General features: G+C 59.7%; 17 protein-coding genes. 11 read left to right on the forward strand and 6 right to left on the reverse strand.

Features of this window, described 5'->3' with window-relative positions; all coding sequences use genetic code 11:
- Positions 1-45: 45 nt before the first annotated feature.
- Both J5Y06_RS01435 and J5Y06_RS01440 read right to left on the reverse strand, forming a co-directional pair.
- A complete protein-coding gene (locus J5Y06_RS01435) occupies positions 46-564 on the reverse strand; it encodes a hypothetical protein (protein ID WP_209333330.1) in 519 nt (172 codons plus the stop codon).
- Between the two features lie 17 nt (positions 565-581).
- On the reverse strand, positions 582-1,733 hold the full coding sequence (locus J5Y06_RS01440) for a zinc-dependent alcohol dehydrogenase (protein ID WP_209333331.1): 1,152 nt from the start codon (positions 1,731-1,733) through the stop codon (positions 582-584).
- Positions 1,734-2,441: 708 nt separating this feature from the next.
- On the opposite strand from J5Y06_RS01440, the gene J5Y06_RS01445 reads away from it, so the two are divergent.
- Positions 2,442-3,074, forward strand: coding sequence for a GntR family transcriptional regulator (locus J5Y06_RS01445; RefSeq protein ID WP_209333332.1), 633 nt, complete (start codon positions 2,442-2,444; stop codon positions 3,072-3,074).
- Positions 3,075-3,122: 48 nt separating this feature from the next.
- On the opposite strand, the gene J5Y06_RS01450 is transcribed toward J5Y06_RS01445, so the two are convergent.
- From J5Y06_RS01450 to J5Y06_RS01460, 3 genes are all read right to left on the reverse strand, one after another.
- Positions 3,123-3,887: an SDR family oxidoreductase gene (locus J5Y06_RS01450; RefSeq protein ID WP_245247514.1), complete on the reverse strand. Its 765-nt coding sequence runs from the start codon at positions 3,885-3,887 to the stop codon at positions 3,123-3,125.
- 150 nt (positions 3,888-4,037) lie between these two features.
- Positions 4,038-4,808, reverse strand: coding sequence for an SDR family NAD(P)-dependent oxidoreductase (locus tag J5Y06_RS01455; protein ID WP_209333333.1), 771 nt, complete (start codon positions 4,806-4,808; stop codon positions 4,038-4,040).
- A gap of 46 nt (positions 4,809-4,854) precedes the next feature.
- Positions 4,855-6,225, reverse strand: a complete 1,371-nt coding sequence (locus J5Y06_RS01460; RefSeq protein ID WP_209333334.1) for a transaminase — start codon at positions 6,223-6,225, stop codon at positions 4,855-4,857.
- 253 nt (positions 6,226-6,478) lie between these two features.
- Between J5Y06_RS01460 and J5Y06_RS01465 the strand changes: the two genes are divergently transcribed.
- The 10 genes from J5Y06_RS01465 to J5Y06_RS01510 all read left to right on the forward strand — a co-directional run bounded on the left by J5Y06_RS01465 (position 6,479) and on the right by J5Y06_RS01510 (position 20,037).
- Positions 6,479-7,600, forward strand: a complete 1,122-nt coding sequence (locus J5Y06_RS01465) for a class II histone deacetylase (RefSeq protein WP_209333335.1) — start codon at positions 6,479-6,481, stop codon at positions 7,598-7,600.
- A 2-nt stretch (positions 7,601-7,602) separates the two neighbouring features.
- Complete coding sequence (locus tag J5Y06_RS01470; RefSeq protein ID WP_209333336.1) at positions 7,603-8,466, forward strand: ABC transporter permease subunit; 864 nt, start codon at positions 7,603-7,605, stop codon at positions 8,464-8,466.
- Positions 8,463-9,425, forward strand: a complete 963-nt coding sequence (locus J5Y06_RS01475) for a branched-chain amino acid ABC transporter permease (RefSeq protein ID WP_209333337.1) — start codon at positions 8,463-8,465, stop codon at positions 9,423-9,425. The genes J5Y06_RS01470 and J5Y06_RS01475 overlap by 4 nt, the downstream gene beginning before the upstream one ends.
- Complete coding sequence (locus J5Y06_RS01480) at positions 9,422-10,126, forward strand: ATP-binding cassette domain-containing protein (protein ID WP_209333338.1); 705 nt, start codon at positions 9,422-9,424, stop codon at positions 10,124-10,126. The genes J5Y06_RS01475 and J5Y06_RS01480 overlap by 4 nt, the downstream gene beginning before the upstream one ends.
- Positions 10,127-10,828, forward strand: a complete 702-nt coding sequence (locus tag J5Y06_RS01485) for an ABC transporter ATP-binding protein (RefSeq protein ID WP_209333339.1) — start codon at positions 10,127-10,129, stop codon at positions 10,826-10,828.
- A 35-nt stretch (positions 10,829-10,863) separates the two neighbouring features.
- A complete protein-coding gene (locus J5Y06_RS01490) occupies positions 10,864-12,048 on the forward strand; it encodes a substrate-binding protein (protein WP_209333340.1) in 1,185 nt (394 codons plus the stop codon).
- Positions 12,049-12,308: 260 nt separating this feature from the next.
- Positions 12,309-14,345 (forward strand): amidase, encoded by a 2,037-nt coding sequence (locus J5Y06_RS01495; RefSeq protein WP_209333341.1) that lies wholly within the window; start codon positions 12,309-12,311, stop codon positions 14,343-14,345.
- Between the two features lie 227 nt (positions 14,346-14,572).
- Complete coding sequence (locus J5Y06_RS01500; RefSeq protein ID WP_209333342.1) at positions 14,573-16,570, forward strand: response regulator; 1,998 nt, start codon at positions 14,573-14,575, stop codon at positions 16,568-16,570.
- A gap of 292 nt (positions 16,571-16,862) precedes the next feature.
- Positions 16,863-18,056 carry an HlyD family secretion protein gene (locus J5Y06_RS01505; RefSeq protein ID WP_209333343.1) on the forward strand — a complete coding sequence of 398 codons (1,194 nt, stop codon included), beginning with the start codon at positions 16,863-16,865 and terminating at the stop codon, positions 18,054-18,056.
- Position 18,057: 1 nt separating this feature from the next.
- Positions 18,058-20,037: a glycosyltransferase gene (locus tag J5Y06_RS01510; protein ID WP_209333344.1), complete on the forward strand. Its 1,980-nt coding sequence runs from the start codon at positions 18,058-18,060 to the stop codon at positions 20,035-20,037.
- On the opposite strand, the gene J5Y06_RS01515 is transcribed toward J5Y06_RS01510, so the two are convergent.
- The gene (locus J5Y06_RS01515) at positions 20,034-21,059 is read right to left on the reverse strand and encodes a cache domain-containing protein (protein ID WP_342453376.1); all 1,026 of its coding nucleotides are present in this window, start codon (positions 21,057-21,059) and stop codon (positions 20,034-20,036) included. The two genes, J5Y06_RS01510 and J5Y06_RS01515, sit on opposite strands and share 4 nt — an antisense overlap.
- Positions 21,060-21,086 lie beyond the last annotated feature (27 nt).

Genomic DNA, 21,086 nt, shown 5'->3' on the forward strand with positions numbered 1-21,086 from the left:
AGCCACCGGCGCGCAATCCAGGGCGATCGCATCGGGAGGACGTCGTCAGCGTAGCCGCGGCGGTCTTTGATCCCGACGGGCCTTCACGAGCGCTGCCACCAGCAGGGCCGCTCCTGCCACGATCACAGCCTTTCGCACGAAGCCGGCGCGGTTATGCTCCCACTCGGCCCGGGCGCCCATTTCGCCGGGAATGTTCGGGATGTGCCCTGCGGACAGATCCGCAAGCACCCCTTCCACGACATTCACCCGGTCCGCTCCCATCAGCATCAGCCAATGCCGCCAGTCGGATTCGCTGTAGCCGAATGCGGCGCGTCGCATCGAGCCGCTGACGCCGCTCGGCGGCTGCCCAGTTCCCATGACGGCCGGCATGCGATTGTGCTCAATCGAACGAAGGATCTCGACATTGGGTCTTTGCAGCGGCGGCCGCTGCCAGTTCATGCCGGGTCCGTCATCCTTTGAGCGGTCGCGCATGGGATAAGTCGGATCGTTGCGAGGATCGGCGTCGACCCCCCAGCCGATCACGGTTTGGGGGTCGATGCGTTGCTGACGAGCTACCGTTGTCATTGTTGGCGATCTCCTTGTCAGCTCAGGCCGTTGGGGTAGAGAACCGGCTTGATGCAGCCGTCCAGTTTGGCGGAGAAGATGTGATACGCATCCGAAATGTCTTCGAGCGGCACCCGGTGGGTGATCAGCGCCTTCGGATCGATCCGCCCTTCCCTCACATGCTCGATCAGCCGCGGCAGCAGCCGCTTCACGGAGGCCTGGTTTGCGCGGATGGTGATGCCCTTGTTCAGGACGTTGCCCATCGGAACCATGTTGCCGGTCGGTCCGTAAACGCCAACCACGGACACGATGCCACCCTTCTTGACGCTGTTGATCGCCCAATGAAGCGCAATGGCCGAACCCGCTTCGAGCTTCAGCTTGGTGCCGAACAGCGTGTGAAGCGCGTTGCCGGCTGCATCGCCGCCCACGGCATCGATGCACACGTCGGCGCCAAGCGAGTCGGTTTCCTTCTTGATGAACACGGCCATGTCTTCGATGTCACGGAAATCATAGACCTCCGCCGGGCAATAATGGCGCGCGAAATCAAGCCGGTAATGGACGTGGTCGATCACGATCACCCGTCCGGCGCCAAACAGCCAGGCGCAGCGTGCGGCCATGATGCCGACCGGACCGGCGCCGAACACCACAACGGTGTCACCCTTCTGGATGCCGCCCATTTCGGCGGCCTGGTACCCGGTTGGCACCACATCCGTCATCATCACCGCGTCGTCAGGGTGCATCCAGTCGGGGATCAGGGTCGGCCCGACATCGGCATAAGGGACGCGGGCATATTGCGCTTGTCCGCCATCGAACCCGCCCGTGGTGTGCGAGTATCCGAAGATGCCGCCGGCGGCCGTCGCTTCGGGATTGGCCTCGTGGCAGTTGCCAAACAGGCCCTGCTTGCAGAAGTGGCATTGGCCGCAGGCGATGTTGAAGGGGACGATCACATGGTCCCCGACCTTCAGCTTTTCCACATCGGACCCGACCTCTTCCACGACCCCGCAGAACTCGTGTCCGAACGTGGTGCCGACGCGCGTGTCCGGGACCATTCCGTGGTAAAGGTGCAGGTCCGAACCGCAGATGCAGGAGCGGGTCACCCGGACCACGGCATCGCGTGGATGCTCAATGCAGGGCATGATCTTCTGTTGAGCGCGCACCCGGTACGGCCCGCGATAATTGGCTGCTAGCATGTCGTCCTCGAACAGATGGCTTCCGGGCTAAACCCGAAGGAGCCGACCATGTTCCCCGACAATGCAGCGTGGTGGCGTTATCTTGGCTTTGCGCAGCAAGTACCGGCTGACCCGGCTGACCACTTTCCGAGGCTACTCGCCCTCGGTGACTCGGACACGCGCCCCCCGCATCACGACTTAGCAGCTGGTGGATTGGATCACGTCGCATCGGCTGTACGGGGTTTGACTAGATTGCGTTGGTGGTTTGCTGCACGGCGCTGGCCTTGGTTGGCGCAAGCTGTGCCCTGTGGCCTACTAAAGCTGGCGGTCTGCTATCGATCAGGAGCTATGGAGGCGACCCGACGCTGCTTCGAAACGCGTGTACGCGCATGCGCGAGGCCGATGGACAAGCTTCTTTGTTTTTTGCTCGCTCTACCCATCGAGGCTTCTTCGTGCCCGCGAACCGAGGTTTCTCTTTATCTTCCAAGCGGCGTGTCCAACGGACAAGCCATAGATCGTCGTCCATCCCGTGGATTGACTTGACGTACCCTTTGAGATCACAGCAACCAAGATGTTCCCACTCACGCCACGGTGCTTGCGATTTGGATCCACCGCAGAGTAGCTGCGCGTTACAATCAGGAGTGAATGCGACTGCCCTTTATTAGTTCAGAACCAGGAGGGGAGGAACTGCCGGGGGAGAATCCCATCCCTTCGCAGAGTGGTGGCCCCATGCAGCACCAGATGGTCTACGAGATGCTGCGTGAGAAGTTGATTGTCGGTCAGCTGGAACCGGGAAAGGGTATCAGCCTGCGCGGGATCAGCGACATGCTGAAGGTGGGGATCATGCCTGCGCGGGATGCAATCCGGCGCTTGTCGGCAGAAAATGCGCTTGAGGTCCAGCCAAACCGCCGCGTGTGTGTTCCACGCTTAACACCAGCGCGCTTTGATGAGTTGATGCAGGCGCGCCTGGCATTGGAGCCGCTCTGCGGCGCTCGGGCCCTTCCGTTTGTTGATGGCCCCCGGCTGCAGCGCATGATCGATCTCGACGCAGAAATGAACTCCAACTACCGCACCGGTGATGCTGCAACTTACATGCTGAGCAATTACCGCTTTCATTTCGAGCTTTATCGCGCCGGCGGCGCAGGCGTTTTGTTGCTCCTGCTGGAAAGCCTCTGGGTACAGTTTGGGCCCTTCATGCGAACAATCTATGATGTGGTCGATGAAGCCGAGATCATCGACAAACATCAGATGGCTCTGGATGCGATCAGGCGGCGCGACGCAGAAGCGCTTAAGGTTGCGATACAAGCAGATATTCTTGACGGTATTTACCTCCTGCGTCGTACGATCCCTTGGGAAAGCTAAACCTGTTGATTTCGCTAGCCCGCCTTGTGGGTTCAGAAAAGCGACCCGTCAGCTGTTCTTTTGTTCCTGCAGGATGTTGCCTCCATCCACCACCAGGATTGCACCATTGACATAGCTTGCAGAGTCCGAGGCAAGAAAGATCGCCGCTGCCGCTACCTCCTCGGGCGTTCCAGCTCGTCCTGGCGGCGTGTTGCGCGCGGCCGCCAGTTCCAAAGCGGTGGAGGACGCAGTGGCGATCCAGCCCGGCGCTATCGCATTAACCGTGATGCCATGCATCGCGACCTCTAGGGCCAGAGCTTTCGTCATGCCCACCATGCCCGCCTTTGCAGCAGAGTACGCGCTCTCGCCGATGTTCGAGACATAAGGACCCGTCACCGAGGCGATGTTGATGATTCGCCCTCGGCCATGATCGACCATCCCAGGCAGAAAGGCGCGCGTGACCAGAAATGCAGTTTTCAGGCTGACGTCGATGCCGCGATCCCAATCCTTTTCATCGAGTTCAAGGAATGTCCTTTGAAGCGCGGGATTTGCAGCGCTTCCCATTCCCGCGTTGTTGACGAGGATGTCTGCTTCACCGGTCTTGCTCCGCAAATCCTCCACTTGTGCAGCAACCGTCAAGTCGGCCACGAAGGCGCGAGCGTTGATCCCATCGCGGCGCAAGTCCTCGGCTCTTTGATGGATCCGCTCGCTTGCTCCGACGATTGAAAGTCGAAGGCCTGCTTCACCCAGAGCGCGTGCGATGGCGAAGCCTATTCCTTCGAGAGACCCTGCACCGGTCACTACGGCATGGCCTGATTTGTTGAACTTCAGCAATCGGCCTCTCCTTTGGCTTCAGCGACCGGTTCCCTCGCAACTGAACTCGGTCCTGGAGCATCCACCCCTTTCAACTTGTTTATTGCTGGGTGGCTACGGAACAGAACTGATGATCGGCTCCTCGGAGGGCGTTCGACGCCGAGGCTCTGATCAGTAGCCTGCGGTAAGGCCAAAGTCGATTGGAAGCGCGGCGCCGGTGATCGGTGCCGCGCCAGGCTGACACAGGTAGTGGATGAATTGCGCGATTTCGCCCGCTTCAATGAAGCGGGCCGATGAGGCCTGCGGATAATGGCTGAGGAGGCGCTTCTTGTAACCCTCAGGATCACCTTCGCCATAGGTCGCAGCCTGGAACTCGATCATCGGCGTTTGAACATCTGCCGGACAGATCGCGTTGACCCTTATTCCCCGCGGCGCGAGCTCCAGCGCCAGCGCCTTCGACAAGAGGACGAGCCCTCCTTTAGACGCGCAATAAACAGCGGCGCCCTTGTTGCCAACCAGCCCTGCATCGGACGCGATGTTGATGATCGAGCTTCCCCCATTTGTCATGTGCGGGATGGCCGCCGCGGTGAGAAAGAACGCGCCCTTCAGATTGACGTCCAGGACGTGGTCCCAATCCTGTTCTTCGACGTCCTGGGACGGGCCTTCCAGCCAGACGCCGGCCGCATTGATGAGGACATCGATGCCATTTCCGAAAGCAGCGGCATCTTTGACGACCTGGCTGCATTGCTCCACAACTGTGATGTCGAGTGGAATGGTCTGCACGCGCGCGCCGGTTTGAGCCACCCGCTCGCCGGCCTTTTCAAGCCGCTGGCCAGGTAGGTCCGCAAGCACAATGCAGTCTCCGTCCGCAGCGAAGCGCAGAGCGGTCGCCAGTCCCATTCCGCCAGCGCCTCCCGCGATCAAAATAGTCCTGCTTGCCATCACGCGACCTCTCCGCGGGCCTCAGGCGTTTGCCTAGCGACGTCCATCAGGTTCGGCGACTCGCGTGCACGAGTTCACCCAAGACCTCACGATACGCACGCGTGAAGCGGATCGCGTCGGCTTCCTGCAGTGCCGGGCAAACAAGAACCATGTTGTGGAATGGGGTCAACAGGAAGCCACGCTCCAGAAGCAGAAGGTGAAGTGCGTGTTCGATGACTTCGGAAGACGCTTCCCGAGACTGCTCGGCGTTTGAGGGCGGCGTGGCGGAGAACACGATTTCAAGTCGAGCGCCGATCCGGCTCACGTGCCATGGGAGATCACAGTCCTCAATGGCAGACCTGAGGCCAGCCTCAACGATGTCGGCAGACCTGTGCATCGCGCGGTAGGCTTCGACGGTCATGACCTCTTCGAGGCAGGCGCGCAAACAAGCCAGTTGCAAAGCACTGCCGGACAAGGTCGTGCCGATGCCGGAATGTCCCGACGCATTTCGCGCGCGGCGCGCATCATCGAAGCGAAGCGCGACTTCTTCGCTCATTCCCCACACGCTCACCGGAATGCCTCCGCCAATCGGTTTGCCGACGACGAGAATGTCTGGCTCCAACCCATACGCAGCGGAGTAGCCCCCCAGCCCCGTCGAAATCGTGTGCGTTTCGTCGATCACCAACAGTGTTCCATGCTGGCGCGAGAGTGCCCGAAGCGCTTTGTGGAAGCCGGGAGCGGGAAGGATCATGCCGCAATTCGTCATAGCCGGTTCGGCAAGGACGCACGCAATGTCGCCATGCGCCAATGCGGCTTCGAGCGCAGCCTCGTCGTTGAACGGCACAGCCACGGTGCTTTCACCCAGCTCGGCAGCCTGCCCAAGAAGAGAGCCGCGCGCCTGCGTTCGACCGTCAACCAGATCCACAAGGGTCTCGTCCACGGCACCGTGGTAGCAACCGTCAAAAACGAGGATCTTGCGCCGGTCGGTTACCGCCCGCGCCGCACGTATCGCAAAGCGGTTGCTGTCACTTGCCGTGGCAGCAACCTGCCACCGGGAAAGGCCGAAGCGCTCTGCAAGCAGCCGTCCCACCACTCCAACGTCGGGAGACGGCAGCATCGTCGTCAAACCTTGAAGCGCGCTTCTGCCCAGGGCTCGCAGAACCGGCTCAGGGCCGTGTCCGAACATTGCCCCTGTGTCTCCGAGGCAGAGATCTATCACCGTGTTTCCATCGACATCTGTGAGCCGAGCACCGGTAGCCTCAGCAACCACCATCGGAAAGGGCGTCGGCCAGTCCAGCATCCAGTACATCGGAACACGATCGAAGAAACCGTTGTCTGCCAAAGCAAACGCTGCGGATTTTGGGCGCTTCACCTCGTAGGCGGCTGTTGCCTGCGGCAACAGCATGCGCGCGCCCGCTTCCAATGCAGCCTTCTCCATTTTTCAGCCTCTCGACAGCATCCACTGAAGACCCACCGATTGTGATCACAATCGCAAGCTAATTGCCTCTATTTCATAGCTGTAGCGCTCTATCAAGCTTCCCTGCTGCCAAGTGTGATCACCAAGTTACTCCTGGTAAGGTTTTCTCCTTGCGGACGAGCGATTTGGATTCTAGCCTCACCTTCCTGTCAGTTGTCGCAATCACATGAGCGATAAGGCGCTAGTTTGCTCGTGTTGTCTTGGGGGAGAAGCGTTGAAAACCGGCTACGTCTTCCACGAGCATTATCTTTGGCATGATACCGGCACGAGCGCGCAGATGATGGCGCCTGGACCCTTTGTTGAACCAGGCCTGCACATCGAGTCGCCAGCCAGCAAACGGCGCCTGAACGGCCTTCTTCAGGTAAGCGGCCTTGCACGTGAACTGACAGCGATCGACCCGCAGCCGGTAACGCGCGAAGACCTCGAGCGCGCTCACACCAGCCAGCATGTGGACACCATCATCGAACTCAGCAAAGTTGGCGGGATGTATGCCGGGCCCCAGGCGCCAATCGGCCGCGGCAGCTTCGAGATTGCTCTTCTTTCCGCCGGCGGGTGCTGGGCTGCCATGGCTGCCGTGGCTGCCGGCAAAGTGGACAATGCTTACGCGCTGGTGCGGCCGCCGGGCCATCATGCCGAACCGGACACAGCCATGGGCTATTGCTTGTTCGGCAACGCCCCCGTTGCCATTCGCCGTCTCCAGGCCGAGCGTGTACTCGACCGCGTGGCCATTGTGGATTGGGACGTGCATCACGGCAACGGCACAGAGTCCATCTTCTTGGACGATCCGTCCGTGCTGACAATCTCGATACACCAGGATAACCTTTACCCCGTCGGGCGGGGCGCCATCCGTGACATCGGCAAAGGAAAGGGAGAGGGTTTCAATCTGAACATCCCGCTCCCGCCAGGCAGCGGTACAGGTGCCTATGAGGCGGCATTTGACCGTGTGATCCTTCCCGCTTTGCGCGCCTTCAAGCCCGACATGATCGTTGTGACATCGGGGTTCGACGGAGCGGGGTTTGATCCTCTTGGTCGCATGATGCTGAACAGCGACTGTTACCGCAGGCTTGCACAACGCATGATGGACATTGCCGCCGAGCTTTGCGGTGGGCGACTGTCGATGACACACGAAGGTGGGTATTCCGAAGGCTACGTTCCTTTTTGCGGCCACGCCGTAATGGAGACACTGTCCGGCATCCGCACGAGCGTTGTTGATCCGATGTCGGAACACATCGACGAGTGGGGGTGGCAAGCGCTTCAGCCGCACCAGGATGCCATAATTGCGGCAGCGGAGCCGCTCGTGGCGCAACTCCAAGCAAGGCTTCGGGCGAAGAGCTGAGCATGGAAGTTGCCGCGACGACGCTGCTCAACGCCCTGACCTTGATCAGCATCCTGGCTCTTGTGGGCCTTGGGCTGACGATCAGCTTCGGCCTGATGAACGTCACAAACCTGGCACATGGCGAGTTCGTCGCCATCGGCGCCTTCAGCGTTTATTACATCCAGAGCCTTGGTGGTTCATTCTGGTTGGGCTTGATGGTCGCACCGCTGGCAGGTGCGGCTGCAGGCTTCATCCTGGAATGGTTGATCCTGCGCCACCTTTATGACCGCCCCGTTGGAGCAATACTGGCCACCTGGGGGATCAGCCTCATCCTCCAGCAGTCGCTCGAACTCATCTTCGGCTTGGGCGCAAAACCAGTGGTGCCGCCGGTTGATGGCGTTTCGGATCTGGGCCTGATTACCTATCCCACCTACCGCCTGATCCTGATCAGCATCGCGGCGACAACACTGCTGGCAGTGCTCCTCTTGCTCCGGCGCACAGGCTTCGGCCTGGATATCCGAACTGTTATCCAAAACCGCGAGATGGCCGAAGCTGTCGGCATCAACACGAGACGAGCCTTCGCGGTCGCCTTCGCGTTTGGCGCGGCTGTGGCGGGGCTCGCAGGAGCATTGGTTTCTCCGCTCGCGACGGTCTTGCCCCAAATGGGCGTCAACTATCTCGCCAACTCCTTCTTTGTCGTCATCGTTGGTGGAGCAGGATCCATCACGGGACTTCTGGCGGGGAGCAGCTTTGTCGGCGGCTTCACCAGCATCCTCAACTACCAGATCTCACCTTCCCTGGCGCAGGCCCTTGTTCTGACGGCCGCAATCGTTCTTGTGCGCCTCCGTCCCAATGGCTTCGTGCCTGTTGGGAGCCGCTTCTCATGAGAGATCCGAGCTGGTTGATCGCTTTTGCCATCGGCCTTTTGTTACTTGCGCTGCTCCCCACGTGGGTAGACAGCTACAATCTCACCGTTCTGAGAGATGCACTGATCTTCGGCTTGTTCGCGGCGAGCCTCGACTTTTTCTGGGGTCGCACCGGCATCTTGTGCTTCGGTCACTCGGTGTTCTTCGGTCTCGGCGCCTATATCATGGCGCTGGTCAGCATGACGCCTGACATTCCGCTGCCGTCATTGCTTGGCCTGCTGGCAGGCATCACCGGCGCGGGCCTGCTCGCGGGCGCGGTGGGGTACTTCCTCTTCTTCGGTGGTGTGCGCGGCAGCTATTTCACGATCGTCACCCTTGCGCTGTCCGTTATCGCGCAGCAGGTGGCCGTATCCTGGAGCAGCGTAACCGGCGGGGACACTGGCCTCATCGGAATTCCGCCACTCATGTTCGGCGGCCTTGATCTGTCGGGGGATGTCGCAAGCTATTTCACGGTTGTAGCACTTCTTGCCACTGTGCTGCTCGGGCTTTGGGCACTGTCCCGGGGGCGCTGGGGTCGCATCCTCACAGCAATCAGCGACAACGAGATGCGTGCCGCCGCGCTCGGTCACAATGCGGCTCTGCGTCTGACGATGACCTTCGTGATCTCTGCGTCAACCGCCGCGCTGGCAGGCGCGCTCTACGTTGCTATGGCGGGCCTCGTGGCGCCCGACCTGATCGGGCTGCTTCTTGCCACCGAAGTGATCGTCTGGGTCGCTGTTGGAGGTCGCGGCACGCTGATCGGCCCGGTTGTCGGAGCGGTCCTCGTGCAGCGCGCTCAGCAAGAAATCTCAAGCTTCAACCCGAGCCTTTGGCCGTTGATCATCGGGTGTGTCTTCGTTCTCATCGTTTTCCTGCTTCCCGAGGGCGTGCTGTCGATCGGCACTCGTATTCGCGCCTTGTTTAGAAGAGGTGCCGCGTGAGTTCATCATTCCTCCGCGCTGAGAAGATCGGCATGCGCTTTGGCGGCTTGCAAGTTCTCTCCGACATCGACCTGGAAATCGGCGAAAGGTCTTTAACGGCGATCATCGGTCCAAATGGCGCCGGCAAGAGCACGTTCCTCAACGTTTTGACGGGTGTGCTTCGCCCAACGGAAGGTGTTGTCGCGTTTCGGGGCCAAGCGATCGGCGGCTTGCCCCTTCATCGCATCGCGCGCCTTGGCATTGCTCGCAAGTTCCAGATCCCGTCGATCTTCTCCTCGTTGACGGTGGTGGAAAACCTCCAGGTCGCACGTTGGGGAAGCGCGCGAACCGAATGGCCCGAAGACGAACTCCTTGAGATGATCGGCCTCAGGGACCGCCGGTCGGTGCAAGGAGCCGAACTGGCCCATGGCGAGAAGCAATGGCTGGAGATCGGCATGGCGATTGCCTCCAGTCCGACACTGTTGCTCCTGGATGAACCGACGGCTGGAATGACGCCCCAGGAAACCGCTGACACAGCAGCTCTCATCCATCGGCTGAACAAGAAGTTGGCTGTGATCGCCGTGGAACACGACATTTCGTTTGTCCGTGCGCTGGGGGCCGATACGCTGGTGCTTCACCAGGGCCGCTTCTTTCGCCAAGGGCCGTTCGCCGAAATCGAAGCCGATGAGGCCGTTCGCGATGTCTATCTCGGGAGACGCTAGATGCTGACCGCGTCCGGTCTTCGCTCAGGCTATGGCGCACTGCCGGTTCTGCACGGGGTGGATATCGCTGTCGGCGAAGGTGAAGTCGTGTCGGTCTTGGGCCGCAACGGCGCGGGAAAAACAACGCTTCTGCGAACATTGTCGGGAGCATTGGCTGCCCAAAGTGGACAGATCTCGGTTGGTGGGCTTGATGTCACGCGTCGACCTGCCTTTCAGCGAGCGCGCGCAGGCATCGCTTATGTTCCGCAAGGGCGCGGCATCTTCGGCATGCTCACTGTCGAGGAAAACCTTGAAGTGGGTACGCGCGCTGCAGTCGGGAGCGACACCACCGACATAAGACAGCGCGTTTTTCAGTACTTCCCAATCCTGAAAGAACGATCCGGCCAACGCGCGGGCACGTTTTCTGGCGGGCAACAGCAGATGCTCGCCATCGCCCGGGCCCTATGCGGACAGCCCAAGATCCTTCTTCTTGACGAGCCAGCGGAAGGCATTCAGCCCAGCATCGTCCATGAGATCGGCACGCTTGTCCGAAGGCTGGCAGACGAGCAAGGTTTGGCCGTTCTTCTGGTGGAGCAGAACCTGGACCTCGTCATGTCTGCATCGTCCCGTTGCCTGGTGATGGACAAAGGCCGCATCGTGCACGCCATACAGCCGGAAGACTTGAAGGACGAAGTGCTGCTGAAACAGTTCCTGGCATTATAAGCGGGACCAGGCCCGCATCGCAAAGAGGGAAGCACATGAAGAAAGAGATCACACGACGCAATGTTCTGAAGTCTGCGGGCGCTCTGGCGACGATGGCCGGCGCCGGGATCGGCATGCCTGGCATCTTGCGGGCGGCCGACACCATGAAGATCGGTCTGTCCATTCCGATCACGGGTCTGCAGGCCATTCTCGGTGAGACCCTGCTCAACTGCTACCGTCTGGCTGCGGATGAGCTGAACGCCAAGAACGGCATTGCGGGACGTCAGATCGAATTGGTGGTGGAAGACAACCAGACGACCACCAAGGGCGCGATCGACAAAGCTCGCAAGCTGATCGGTCAGGACAAGGTCGATGTCGTCATGGGCACCATCATCTCACTCGAGCGCAGCGCGACGCTGTCGGTGACATCGCGGGCGAAAAAGCTGTTCTTCTACCCGACCAACTTCGAAGGCGGCGAATGCAGCCCGTATTTCGTGGCAACGGGACCGATCCCGATGCAGCAGGTCGATCCCATGGCGCCCTGGATCACGGAAACCCTCGGTAAGACCGTTTACATCATGGGCTCGGACTACGCTTGGCCGCGCAAAATGACAGAGGCGATCAGCGCTTCGCTGGAAAAGAATGGCGGAAAAGTCGTCGGAGCGGACTTCTACCCTTTCGGCACGCAGGACTTCGGTCCAGCCTTCCAGCGCATCAACGGGGAAAAGCCGGATGTGGTCTGGTCTATGGTGGTCGGCAATGACGCCGTCACCCAGATGAAGCAATACCGCAGCTTCGAAATCCAGCAGCCCTTGATCGCACCGCTCGACGAAGTCTTCAACAAGGACGCACTTCCGCCCGGTGTCGCTGCCGGTACCTACGCACCCCAGCCCTACTGGATGTCCATCGACAACCCTGCCAACAAAGCCTTTATCTCTGGCTTCCGCGAACGGTTTGGGCAGGACAAGATGGTCAATGGCATCGGCGAAGGGGGCTACAACGGCCTTCATCTTTACGCCCTCGCCGCGGAGAAAGCCGGCTCCTTCGAGGATGATGCGGTGCTTGCGGCGCTTCCTTCCGTCGAGTTCGATGCGCCGCAGGGTCTTGTGCGGATCGAAGCCTCCAACAACCATTGCGTCGTGAACTCGTTTGTTGGTCAGGCTGCTCAAGACGGTATCGGGTATGACGTCGCGAAAGCATTCGGGACGATCAAACCCGTGACCGAATACTGCAAGCTCTGATGATGTCGAGCCTTCGCTAGGCCCGCTCATTTCACCGGTTAAAGGGATCAGCAACGGATTGCTGCTCCCGCTTTCCCGAAGCCATCTGCAAGTCTAGCGTGCGACATCAGAATCGGTGAGAGCCTGACCTACGAACTGCGCGGCTGCGTTGTAGCGGCCGTTGCGGTTCGGTCGACACCAACATGTCCGTGTGAGCCCGCAAGGGTTCAGCCCGCATAGGCGACATCTTTCCGCAAGGTCCTGCTTGAGGAGGTTCTTCCATGTTCGACGTCGTCGAGGCTTCCATCAGCCAGTTGCGCACCGCCTTGGACGAGGGGGCGGTCACAAGTGTCGGGCTTGTTGCAGCCTACCTGAACCGGATCGCCTTCTATGATCGCCGCGGCCCGATCCTCAACTCGGTTTGCGTGCTGAATCCCAAGATGTTCGAAGAGGCGAAGGCCGCTGATATCCGCCGGTCCGGAGGGAAAGTTCTCAGCCCGCTCGATGGGATTCCCTACACAGCGAAAGACAGCTTCAAGGCCAAGGGATTGACGGTGGCTGCTGGTTCGCCAGCCTTTGCCGATCTCATCGCCTCCGACGATTCTTTTGCCATTGCAAGGCTTCGCGCCAGCGGCGCTGCCCTGATAGGCCTGACGAACATGCCGCCCATGGCAAACGGCGGGATGCAGCGCGGTTACTACGGAAGAGCAGAGTCCCCGTACAATTCCAACTACCTGACCGCCGCGTATGCGTCAGGCTCATCAAACGGTTCCGGAACGGCAACAGCCGCGTCTTTTGCCGCCTTCGGATTGGGCGAAGAAACATGGTCGAGCGGCCGCGCCCCAGCGTCCAACAACGCGCTTTGCGCCTATACACCCAGCCGAGGGGTGATTTCCGTTCGCGGGAACTGGCCGCTCGTGCCCACCATGGATGTGGTGGTGCCGCACACACGCACCATGGCGGACATGCTCGAGATCCTTGATGTGCTCGTGGCCGATGACGAAGACAGCCGAGGTGATTTCTGGCGGAGCCAGCCTTGGATCACGCTGCCTCGCCCGTCCGAAACACGCCCCGCCAGCTATCGAAACGTCGCCCGGACGGCCACTCTCAAGGGTTTAAGGCTCGGTGTTCCCGCCATGTATATCAATCAGGACCCCGTGGCAGGCTCAGGGGCAAAGCCCGGCATCGGTGGTCCTACTGGGCAGCGGATCGACACACGGCCTTCAGTTCTGGCTCTATGGGAGCGAGCCCGTCAGGCTTTGGAAGCCGCAGGCGCCGAGATTCTCGTCGTCAATTTCCCTCTTGTCTCGAATTATGAGGGGGATCGGGTTGGCTGTCCGACCATCGCTACGCGCGGGCTTGTGAGCCCACCATTCCTGCATCACGAGATCCTGGATCTATCCGCTTGGTCATGGAACGACTTTCTGGAGCAGAATGGCGATCCGCAGTTCCCTAACCTGAACCAGATCGAAGGCAAGGCCATTTTCCCACAACCAGCAGGCGCCTTGCCGGACCGCTACCACGGCTTCCCTGACTGCCTGTCAGACTACCCGAAAAACGCGGGAGAAAATGCCGGCAGGAAATTCAAGGATATTCCCGATATTGAAGATGGCCTCCTCGGACTGGAGGAGACGCGTCGTCGGGATTTGGAACAGTGGATGTCTGAACTAGGACTGGACGCAGTGATATTCCCAGCGGTGGCAGATGTGGGTCCTGCGGACGCCGACACGAACGCCGCCTCCGCTGATCTCGCCTGGCGCAACGGGGTTTGGGTAGCGAACGGAAATCTCGCGATAAGGCACTGCGGCGTTCCCACCGTCACTGTTCCAATGGGTATCATGGAAGACACCAAGATGCCGGTCGGCCTTACCTTTGCAGGCCGAGCCTGGGATGATGTCAACCTGCTCGGCATGGCATCAGCTTTTGAGGCTACTGGTCCGTATCGGGGCGTGCCGCCAAGAACCCCTCCGCTGAAAAAAGGTCCGCCGGTGGATGTTGCTTCGGCAGGCCCCTCCGGAGAACTCCGCCTGGCTGTCCGGGTCGAGGACGTCGACAGCACGCATGAGCGCGTGACCGTTGAGGGAGAATGCCGCACTTCTGCTGTGAACATCACCATCAACGGTGCTCCCATCCAGGTGGATCAGAACGGTGCTTGTTTTCGCGGGTCGGAAGTTTTTCCGAAGAACAAGCATGTTCACAGCCAATGGAGTGATCCCTGGGGACATTTGGTGATCGCGATTGCAAGCGACGGGCAGGGCGCGTTCGTTGAAGCAGCTGCGAGGCGCACCGACCCGTCTCATCATCATCATCATCGGTAGACCTGCACATCTACTGACCCAACGAGTTGCCTTCCCCGGCGCATACTGCGGTCGGTTCGTCTGAAATGGTGAGCCTCGGCTGCCGCACCGAAGACTGAGCGAACGCGAGCCTTCGGCTAGCCGCGGCCTCCAGCTGCGGCTATATCTCAGAGGAACTCTTCCTGGTGTGATGCATGCTTCGCAAGATCCGACCTGCGCTCCTGCTGAGCCTTGCTGCAGTCATCCCCATGATCCTGCTCCTCGCCGCTCTCGGCGGCTACCTCTTCAGAGAGCAGCAAAGAGGTCTTGAGGAAGCGATACGGCAGAGCGCCGGACAGACTGGCGCACTTCTTGCGCAAGAACTGCGCACTCAGGTGCAGCTCCTCACAGTCCTTGGCGAGTCTCCGCGGCTGGATCCGCCTATGCAAACGGATGAATTTGTCCGACTGGCAGAGCGCCTGCGCTCGCGGATCCCGTTGTGGGAAATCATACGAGTAACTGATCTTGATGGTACGATCCTGGCTTCAACGCCGCCCCGGGAGGGTGTGGTCGGGTCGCCTGTGATTGACCGCGAAAGCCACGAGCAGCTCTCGTTGACCGGCAAACCCGTGATCGGAAATCTCGTGAGGGGCCGCAACGGGCGTTGGGCCTTTCCCGTCCGCGTTCCTGTTCAGCGTTCAGGCACCGTTTACGTACTGTCTGCAGTGCTGCGTCCCGAAAGTCTCGCTGAATATCTCTACGCAAATGGGCTTCAGAGAGGTTGGGAAGCCTTGATCCTTGATGGCGAGGGTCGTGTTGTTGCAGCAACCGGCTCCACATCCCTTCTGCTCGGATCACAAGGTGTGCTGGAGCCGCCAACGACCCAGGCTTCGAGCGAAAGTTTCCGTGTGAATGTCGGATCCGAGCCCTACGAGATGGGTGCTGCTTCAATCGGCGGCACAAAGTGGAGCGTTTATGTCGGATTGCCCTTGGTTCAATACCAGGCTCCGATCGGACGTGCCTATCGGATGCTGCTGCTGGCGGGCTTTGTCGCGCTTTTGCTGTCCATATTTGCCACCTGGCTGGCGATCAGAGAGTTAGCGAGTCGCCGGGAGCAAGATCGTGTTCTATCCAATAATCACCGCCTCGAGGCTCTCGGCAAACTGGCAGGCGGAATAGCGCACGACTTCAACAATCTTCTTATGAGCTTTCAGTCCGGGATCGAGATCATCAGACGCGGAACAGGGGGAGACGAACGGACCGAACGTGTCTCTAAGTTGATGCTTGAATCGGTGGAACGGGGCAAGAACATGTCCCAGCGCCTGTTGGCCTTCTCCCGGCAGTCTGATCATCGCCGGGAGGTTTTTGACCTGCAAGCGCGACTCGACGAGCTGCGGCCAGTAATCTCCCAGGCGACGCGTGCCAACATTAATCTTGCGATTGAAGGAAGTCCGGAGCCTTGGGCGGTCAATGTCGATCCCGAAGCTTTGGAGATCGCAATGGTCAACCTCGTAAGCAACGCGAAAGATGCCATGCCTGATGGGGGAACGCTCAGCATTCAGGTGAAGAACATCCAGGACGGCAAGACTATTTCACCCGCCTTGAAAGGACCTTTCGTGAGTGTCTCAGTTAGCGACACCGGCTCCGGCATTAGCCAAGCGGATCTCCATCGGGTTTTTGATCCGTTCTTCACCACCAAGGGAGCCGGGTTCACTGGTCTCGGCCTCAGTCAGGTTTACGGCTTTGCAAAACGATCAGGCGGGGTCATCGAGGCGTCCAGCGTGCCGGGCCGCGGATCGATATTTTCCCTTTACCTCCCGCGTGCGGACGCACCCGCCTCGCCTGAAGCCACCTTGAAGGCCGAAGCTCCGCTGGCGGGCGTGGTCCTAGTCGTCGACGACACGCCTTCAGCGTCTAGAGCTGCACAGATGTTGCTCGAAACAGAAGGCTGCGAAGTCTTGCTGGCCTCCAACGGCGATGAGGCTCTGGAACAGCTAAATCGGCAAAGCCGCATTCAATGGGTTCTCTGCGATGTCATGATGCCCGGCATATCCGGACTCGATCTTGCGCCGCTGATCCGCCGAAACCATCCAAGACTGCCGATCATTCTGATGTCGGGCTACAATGAGTTGATTGGGAAGGGTGTTCCTTCAGCATTTCCGCTGCTGCGCAAGCCTTTCGACTCGCAGCAGTTGCGTCGAGCCCTAGCCTCCGCCGAGGCAGAATGCACGCGCACCGCGACGATCCTTCAGTTGAAGCGGGGGTAAAAATCCTTTCTTTCGAAGGGCTTTGTGGTTGCGAGCCTAATCGCCTGGCACGCTACTAATCGTCCGCCTAAAACGACTTTGCACCGCTCTCCTTGAAGCTGGAGCCATGTCCCTGGTGTGTGCGTCTGTTGACAAAGCTTGTGGGCGGAAGTCCCGCCAACTCCACCAGGCGCCCCGCCGTGTTCCTTTGAGAGCATGTTAACCAAGGCCGCGGAGAACCGCCAAGAGATGGGGCGCACTGGTTCGTTTGCTGCTCGCTGACGCTAGCTACCCTGCAGGAAGGAGGTCAGACATGCGCTTCACCAGGCTCATCATCGGTTTTCTGGTCATTCTGCTAGCGGTTGCCGTGATCGCTGGCGAGCAGATGGCCGGAGCGAGTGCGGATGCCGTCGTTAATGCCCGACTGACCACGGTCAGGGCACCTATTGCAGGGCAGCTGACAAGCGAAAGGCGCGCCTTGGGGTCTGCGGTCGCTGAGGGTGAAAGCTTAGGAAGGATACAGGACACGACAGCAGACGATATCCGGCTGAACGACCTGATCCATGATCGAGCCATGGCGTCGGCTGAGGTCGAGCGGCTGACCAAGTCCATTGCATCGATCGAGACCGCCGTGAGAGGTCTTCAACTCCGTTCTCAGACCTACCGAGAAGAGCGCGTGCGGCAGCTCGCGACCGAGTTGAGTTCAGCGCAATCGCAGATCGCAGTCGCTGAAGCGCGTGTCGAAGAAGCTCAGGCGGCCTTTGCAAGATCTCAGCAGCTGACCAACAGAGGTCTTGAACCCTCCGCCTCCTTCGAGCGTATCCGCGCGACGCAACAAGTTGCGGAATTGGAACTGGAAGATGCCAAGCAGCGCGCGCGAGCAGCCGAGATCGTCCTTCAGTCCGCAAGGCGGGGCACATTCTTGGGGGACGGTTACAATGACGCTCCTTATTCAGAACAGCAGATTTCCGAACTGTCTCTTCGCCTCGGGGAATTGAGGGCGAGCCTTGCAGCCGAGCAAGCCAGATCAAGCGCCCTTCAGCAGCGCATCGCGACCGAACGGTTACGCGTGAACCGCCTGGCCTCGGCTGAGCTGAGTTCAAACGTGTCGGGACGCGTTTGGGAGGTGCTTGCTGGCAATGGTGAAACGGTCCAGCGCGGCCAAGACCTGATAAGGCTGATCGATTGTCGCTCGGCGATCGTGACGCTCAGCGTCTCGGAAAACGTGTATAACCGCCTCAAGGTCGGCGATGCTGCTACGTTCCGCGCCAGTGCGGACGGACAGCTGTTCTCAGGCACCATAACCAGATTGGCAGGTTCGGGCGCTGAAACGATCTATCGCAACCTGGCGATCGCACCAGGCGAAAGCCATCTCGAACGCTACGATGTGACCCTTCTCTCCCCGTCGCTTAACGGAGACCCGGATCTTGGTTGCGCTGTGGGCCGGACAGGTCGCGCCTTCTTTGAATCACGGCCTTTCGATTTCCTGCGTCGGTTCTGGAGCTGAAATGCCTTTCCTGCACCTGAGCGAGACAGGTTCGAGCCTCGTCCACCTGGTGTTGGTGCTGGCAATCGGGATGATCGCGCCTGCTCTGTTTTCAAGAACCGTCACCTGGCACCGCGCTCTTCTGTTCGGCATCGCAGCCATCCTGACCCTACGCTACATCTGGTGGCGTGCCACGGAAACGCTTGCGCCGCTTGGTTTATCGCTCGACTTCTTTGCGAGTTGGTCATTCTTTGCCATAGAGGCCGGTGCCGCGCTTTCATCGATCAGCGCCTTCCTGATCTTGTCCCGTACGTTGGACCGCCGTCCAGAAGCGGATCGACACTTGGATTGGTGGAACCCGGGTGAAGCCCCGCGAGCTGCGATCCTGATTGCAACCTACAATGAGGAAAAGGAAGTTCTTGAACGAACGATCGTTGGGGCGCGTGCTTCAAACTATCCGCATGTCGAGGTTCTTGTCCTTGATGACGGCAAGCGGGAGTGGCTAAGGGAATTCTGCGAAGAGCGTGGCGTTCGGCATGTCACGCGGCCTGACAACAAGGGCGCAAAAGCCGGCAACATGAACCACGCGCTCGATTTGCTGGAAGCGGAAGGACCGCCGGATTTCATTGCCGTCCTTGATGCAGATTTTGTGCCGCATACGAATTTCTTGAGCCGCACCATCGCGCTGTTTCACCAGGCAGATGTGGGATTGGTTCAGACTCCGCAACATTTCTTCAATGCCGACCCTATCCAGCACAATCTTGGCCTCAGCCGATCCTATCCCGACGAGCAGCGCTTCTTCTTCGATCACCTTCAGTCCTCGCGCGATGCCTGGGGCATCGGCTTTTGCTGCGGAACGTCGTCGGTGGCACGATGGGAGGCGATCCGAAAGATTGGCGGCTTTCCGACGGAGAGCATCACCGAAGACTTCATGCTGACCTTGGCGCTGCAGGACGCAGGGTACCGCACCGTCTATCTAAACGAGGCACTGACGGAGGGCCTCGCGCCCGAAGGCCTCAAGGAGTACATCACGCAGCGTGCGCGCTGGTGCCTGGGCCTGATGCAGATTGCCCGAAGCCGGCTTGGGCCATTCGGGAGCAACAGCCTTCGCCTGCGGGACCGCTGGAGCGTTGTGGATTCGGTGCTCTATTGGACCATGAGTTTCGCGTTTCGCTTGGCAGCCCTGATTTACCCGCTTCTTTACTGGTTCTTCAACGTCACTGTTGTTGACGCGACCGTGCCGGACGTTCTGAGCTACTTTGGTGTGTACTTCGTTTGGATCCTCTTTACCCTCAATTTCGTCTCAGGCGGGCTGGTTGTGCCAATCGTCAACGATGTCAGCCAGCTCTTGGGCGCAGTCCCCATCTCACGTGCAGCCTGGACTGGGCTTCTTCAACCCAAAGGGCACCCTTTCTCGGTTACGGCGAAAGGGGGTGACCGCAGCAAGGTCGTCGTGCAATGGCGGCTCATGCTGCCCTTTGCAACGATGTTTGCCTTCACCTTCATAGGGCTTGTCCTCGGCATCTTCTTTGATCGTTACGCGTTCAACGAGGCTGGCGACGGCAAGCTCGTCATCTTGTTCTGGACCTTTTACAATCTCTTCGTTCTGGCCGTGACGCTGGTTGTTTGTGTGGAGCTTCCCAGGCGGGAACGCCATTTGGGTGATCAACCTGAGCGCGCCATCGTGCGAATGGGCGGCGAAGAGCACCAGGTCTGGATCACCAGCCTGACCCAGAACACCTTACGGATCCGCGGCGCAGCGATCGCTGACGAGCAACAGGTCGAGATCGAGATCAACGGCGTGGGCCTGGTCCGTGCTGTCGTGTCTTTGCCGAGCGAGGATGGCGCAAGGCTGCTGCTTGAGCCCACAATGGATCAGCACGACGCATTGCTGCGGCGCTTTTACGCGACCGGCGATGCGCCTGGGGTCACTCAAACCCGTTACAATGGGTTACTACGGGATCTAGCCCGCCGCTTCTCATTCGCGCAAGAAAGCGCTTAGCGCTTTGATCTGCCCTGAAGAAGTGCCAGAGCCGCGCTCAGCGTTTGTGCCTCTGCGGTACTGCGGGACTCGTAAGGGTATACGTCCTGGCCCTTCATGACCGCGGCAGCGGTGTTTGCCAAGTTTCTGAACGGATCCGCAAAAAGCCGTACAAACAACAGCGTCATCAAAAGGAGGCCCACCACAAAAGCAGCGGGGATGATCACCAGGGATGACATTGGTGTCGTCACGGAGACAGCATTATTGTCGATGCGCGCCACCATGCTCCAGCCAAAGGCGGGCAGGTCTTCATAGCTCACCTGTGGAATGACGGTGGTGAAATATTCCTGCCCGTCTGTCCATGTCTCGAGGCTCGTGAACGCGACGCCTGCCATAGCGGCGCGCGTGCTTGGCAAGTCGAGCGTCTCGATCTCATCTTTGGTACCGATCACGACCGTCCCCGACCTATCGATCAGAAACACGTCAAGCCCCATGGCTTGCGCGCTATCCCGAAGATGTCTTGAGGCCCAGGCCTGATCCAGATGAAGGCCGAGGACACCGGAAACTGCGCCATCTTGATTTCGAATGGGTGTCGCCAAATCAAGGAAGCGGCGTGGCTCTCCTGATTGAGAGGGCAGCAGCTTCGCCAGCAAAACAGCCTCGTGAACATCGCCGGCGAAATCGCCTTCAAGCCCTCGCTGGAACCAGGGACGCTGCGAAACGTCCTGCCCTTCAAGAAGTCGCCCGGAGGCCATGGTCACGGTACCGTCAAGTGCCGCAATCCCCGCCCAGGAGACGCGTGAGCTATCGCCAACAACGAGATCGAGGGACGAACGCACGGCTTCGGGGCCTCGTCCCACAATATCTTCTGCAATTGTGCGGGCATGACGCCATTCCTGATGCAGAGCCCGAGCGAAATCCACCTGCAGTCCCCTGGCTCGGACTGTCACGGCTTCTGCCAGAGCATCACGCCGAAACTGCGAACCTCGATCGGAAACGAGGTACCAACTCACCGAGGCCGCTAGGGCGAGCGCCAAGGCCACAAAACCGAAGATCGCAGTTGTCAGGGT

This window comes from Tianweitania sediminis, from assembly GCF_017813335.1.
Classification (GTDB): domain Bacteria; phylum Pseudomonadota; class Alphaproteobacteria; order Rhizobiales; family Rhizobiaceae; genus Tianweitania; species Tianweitania sediminis.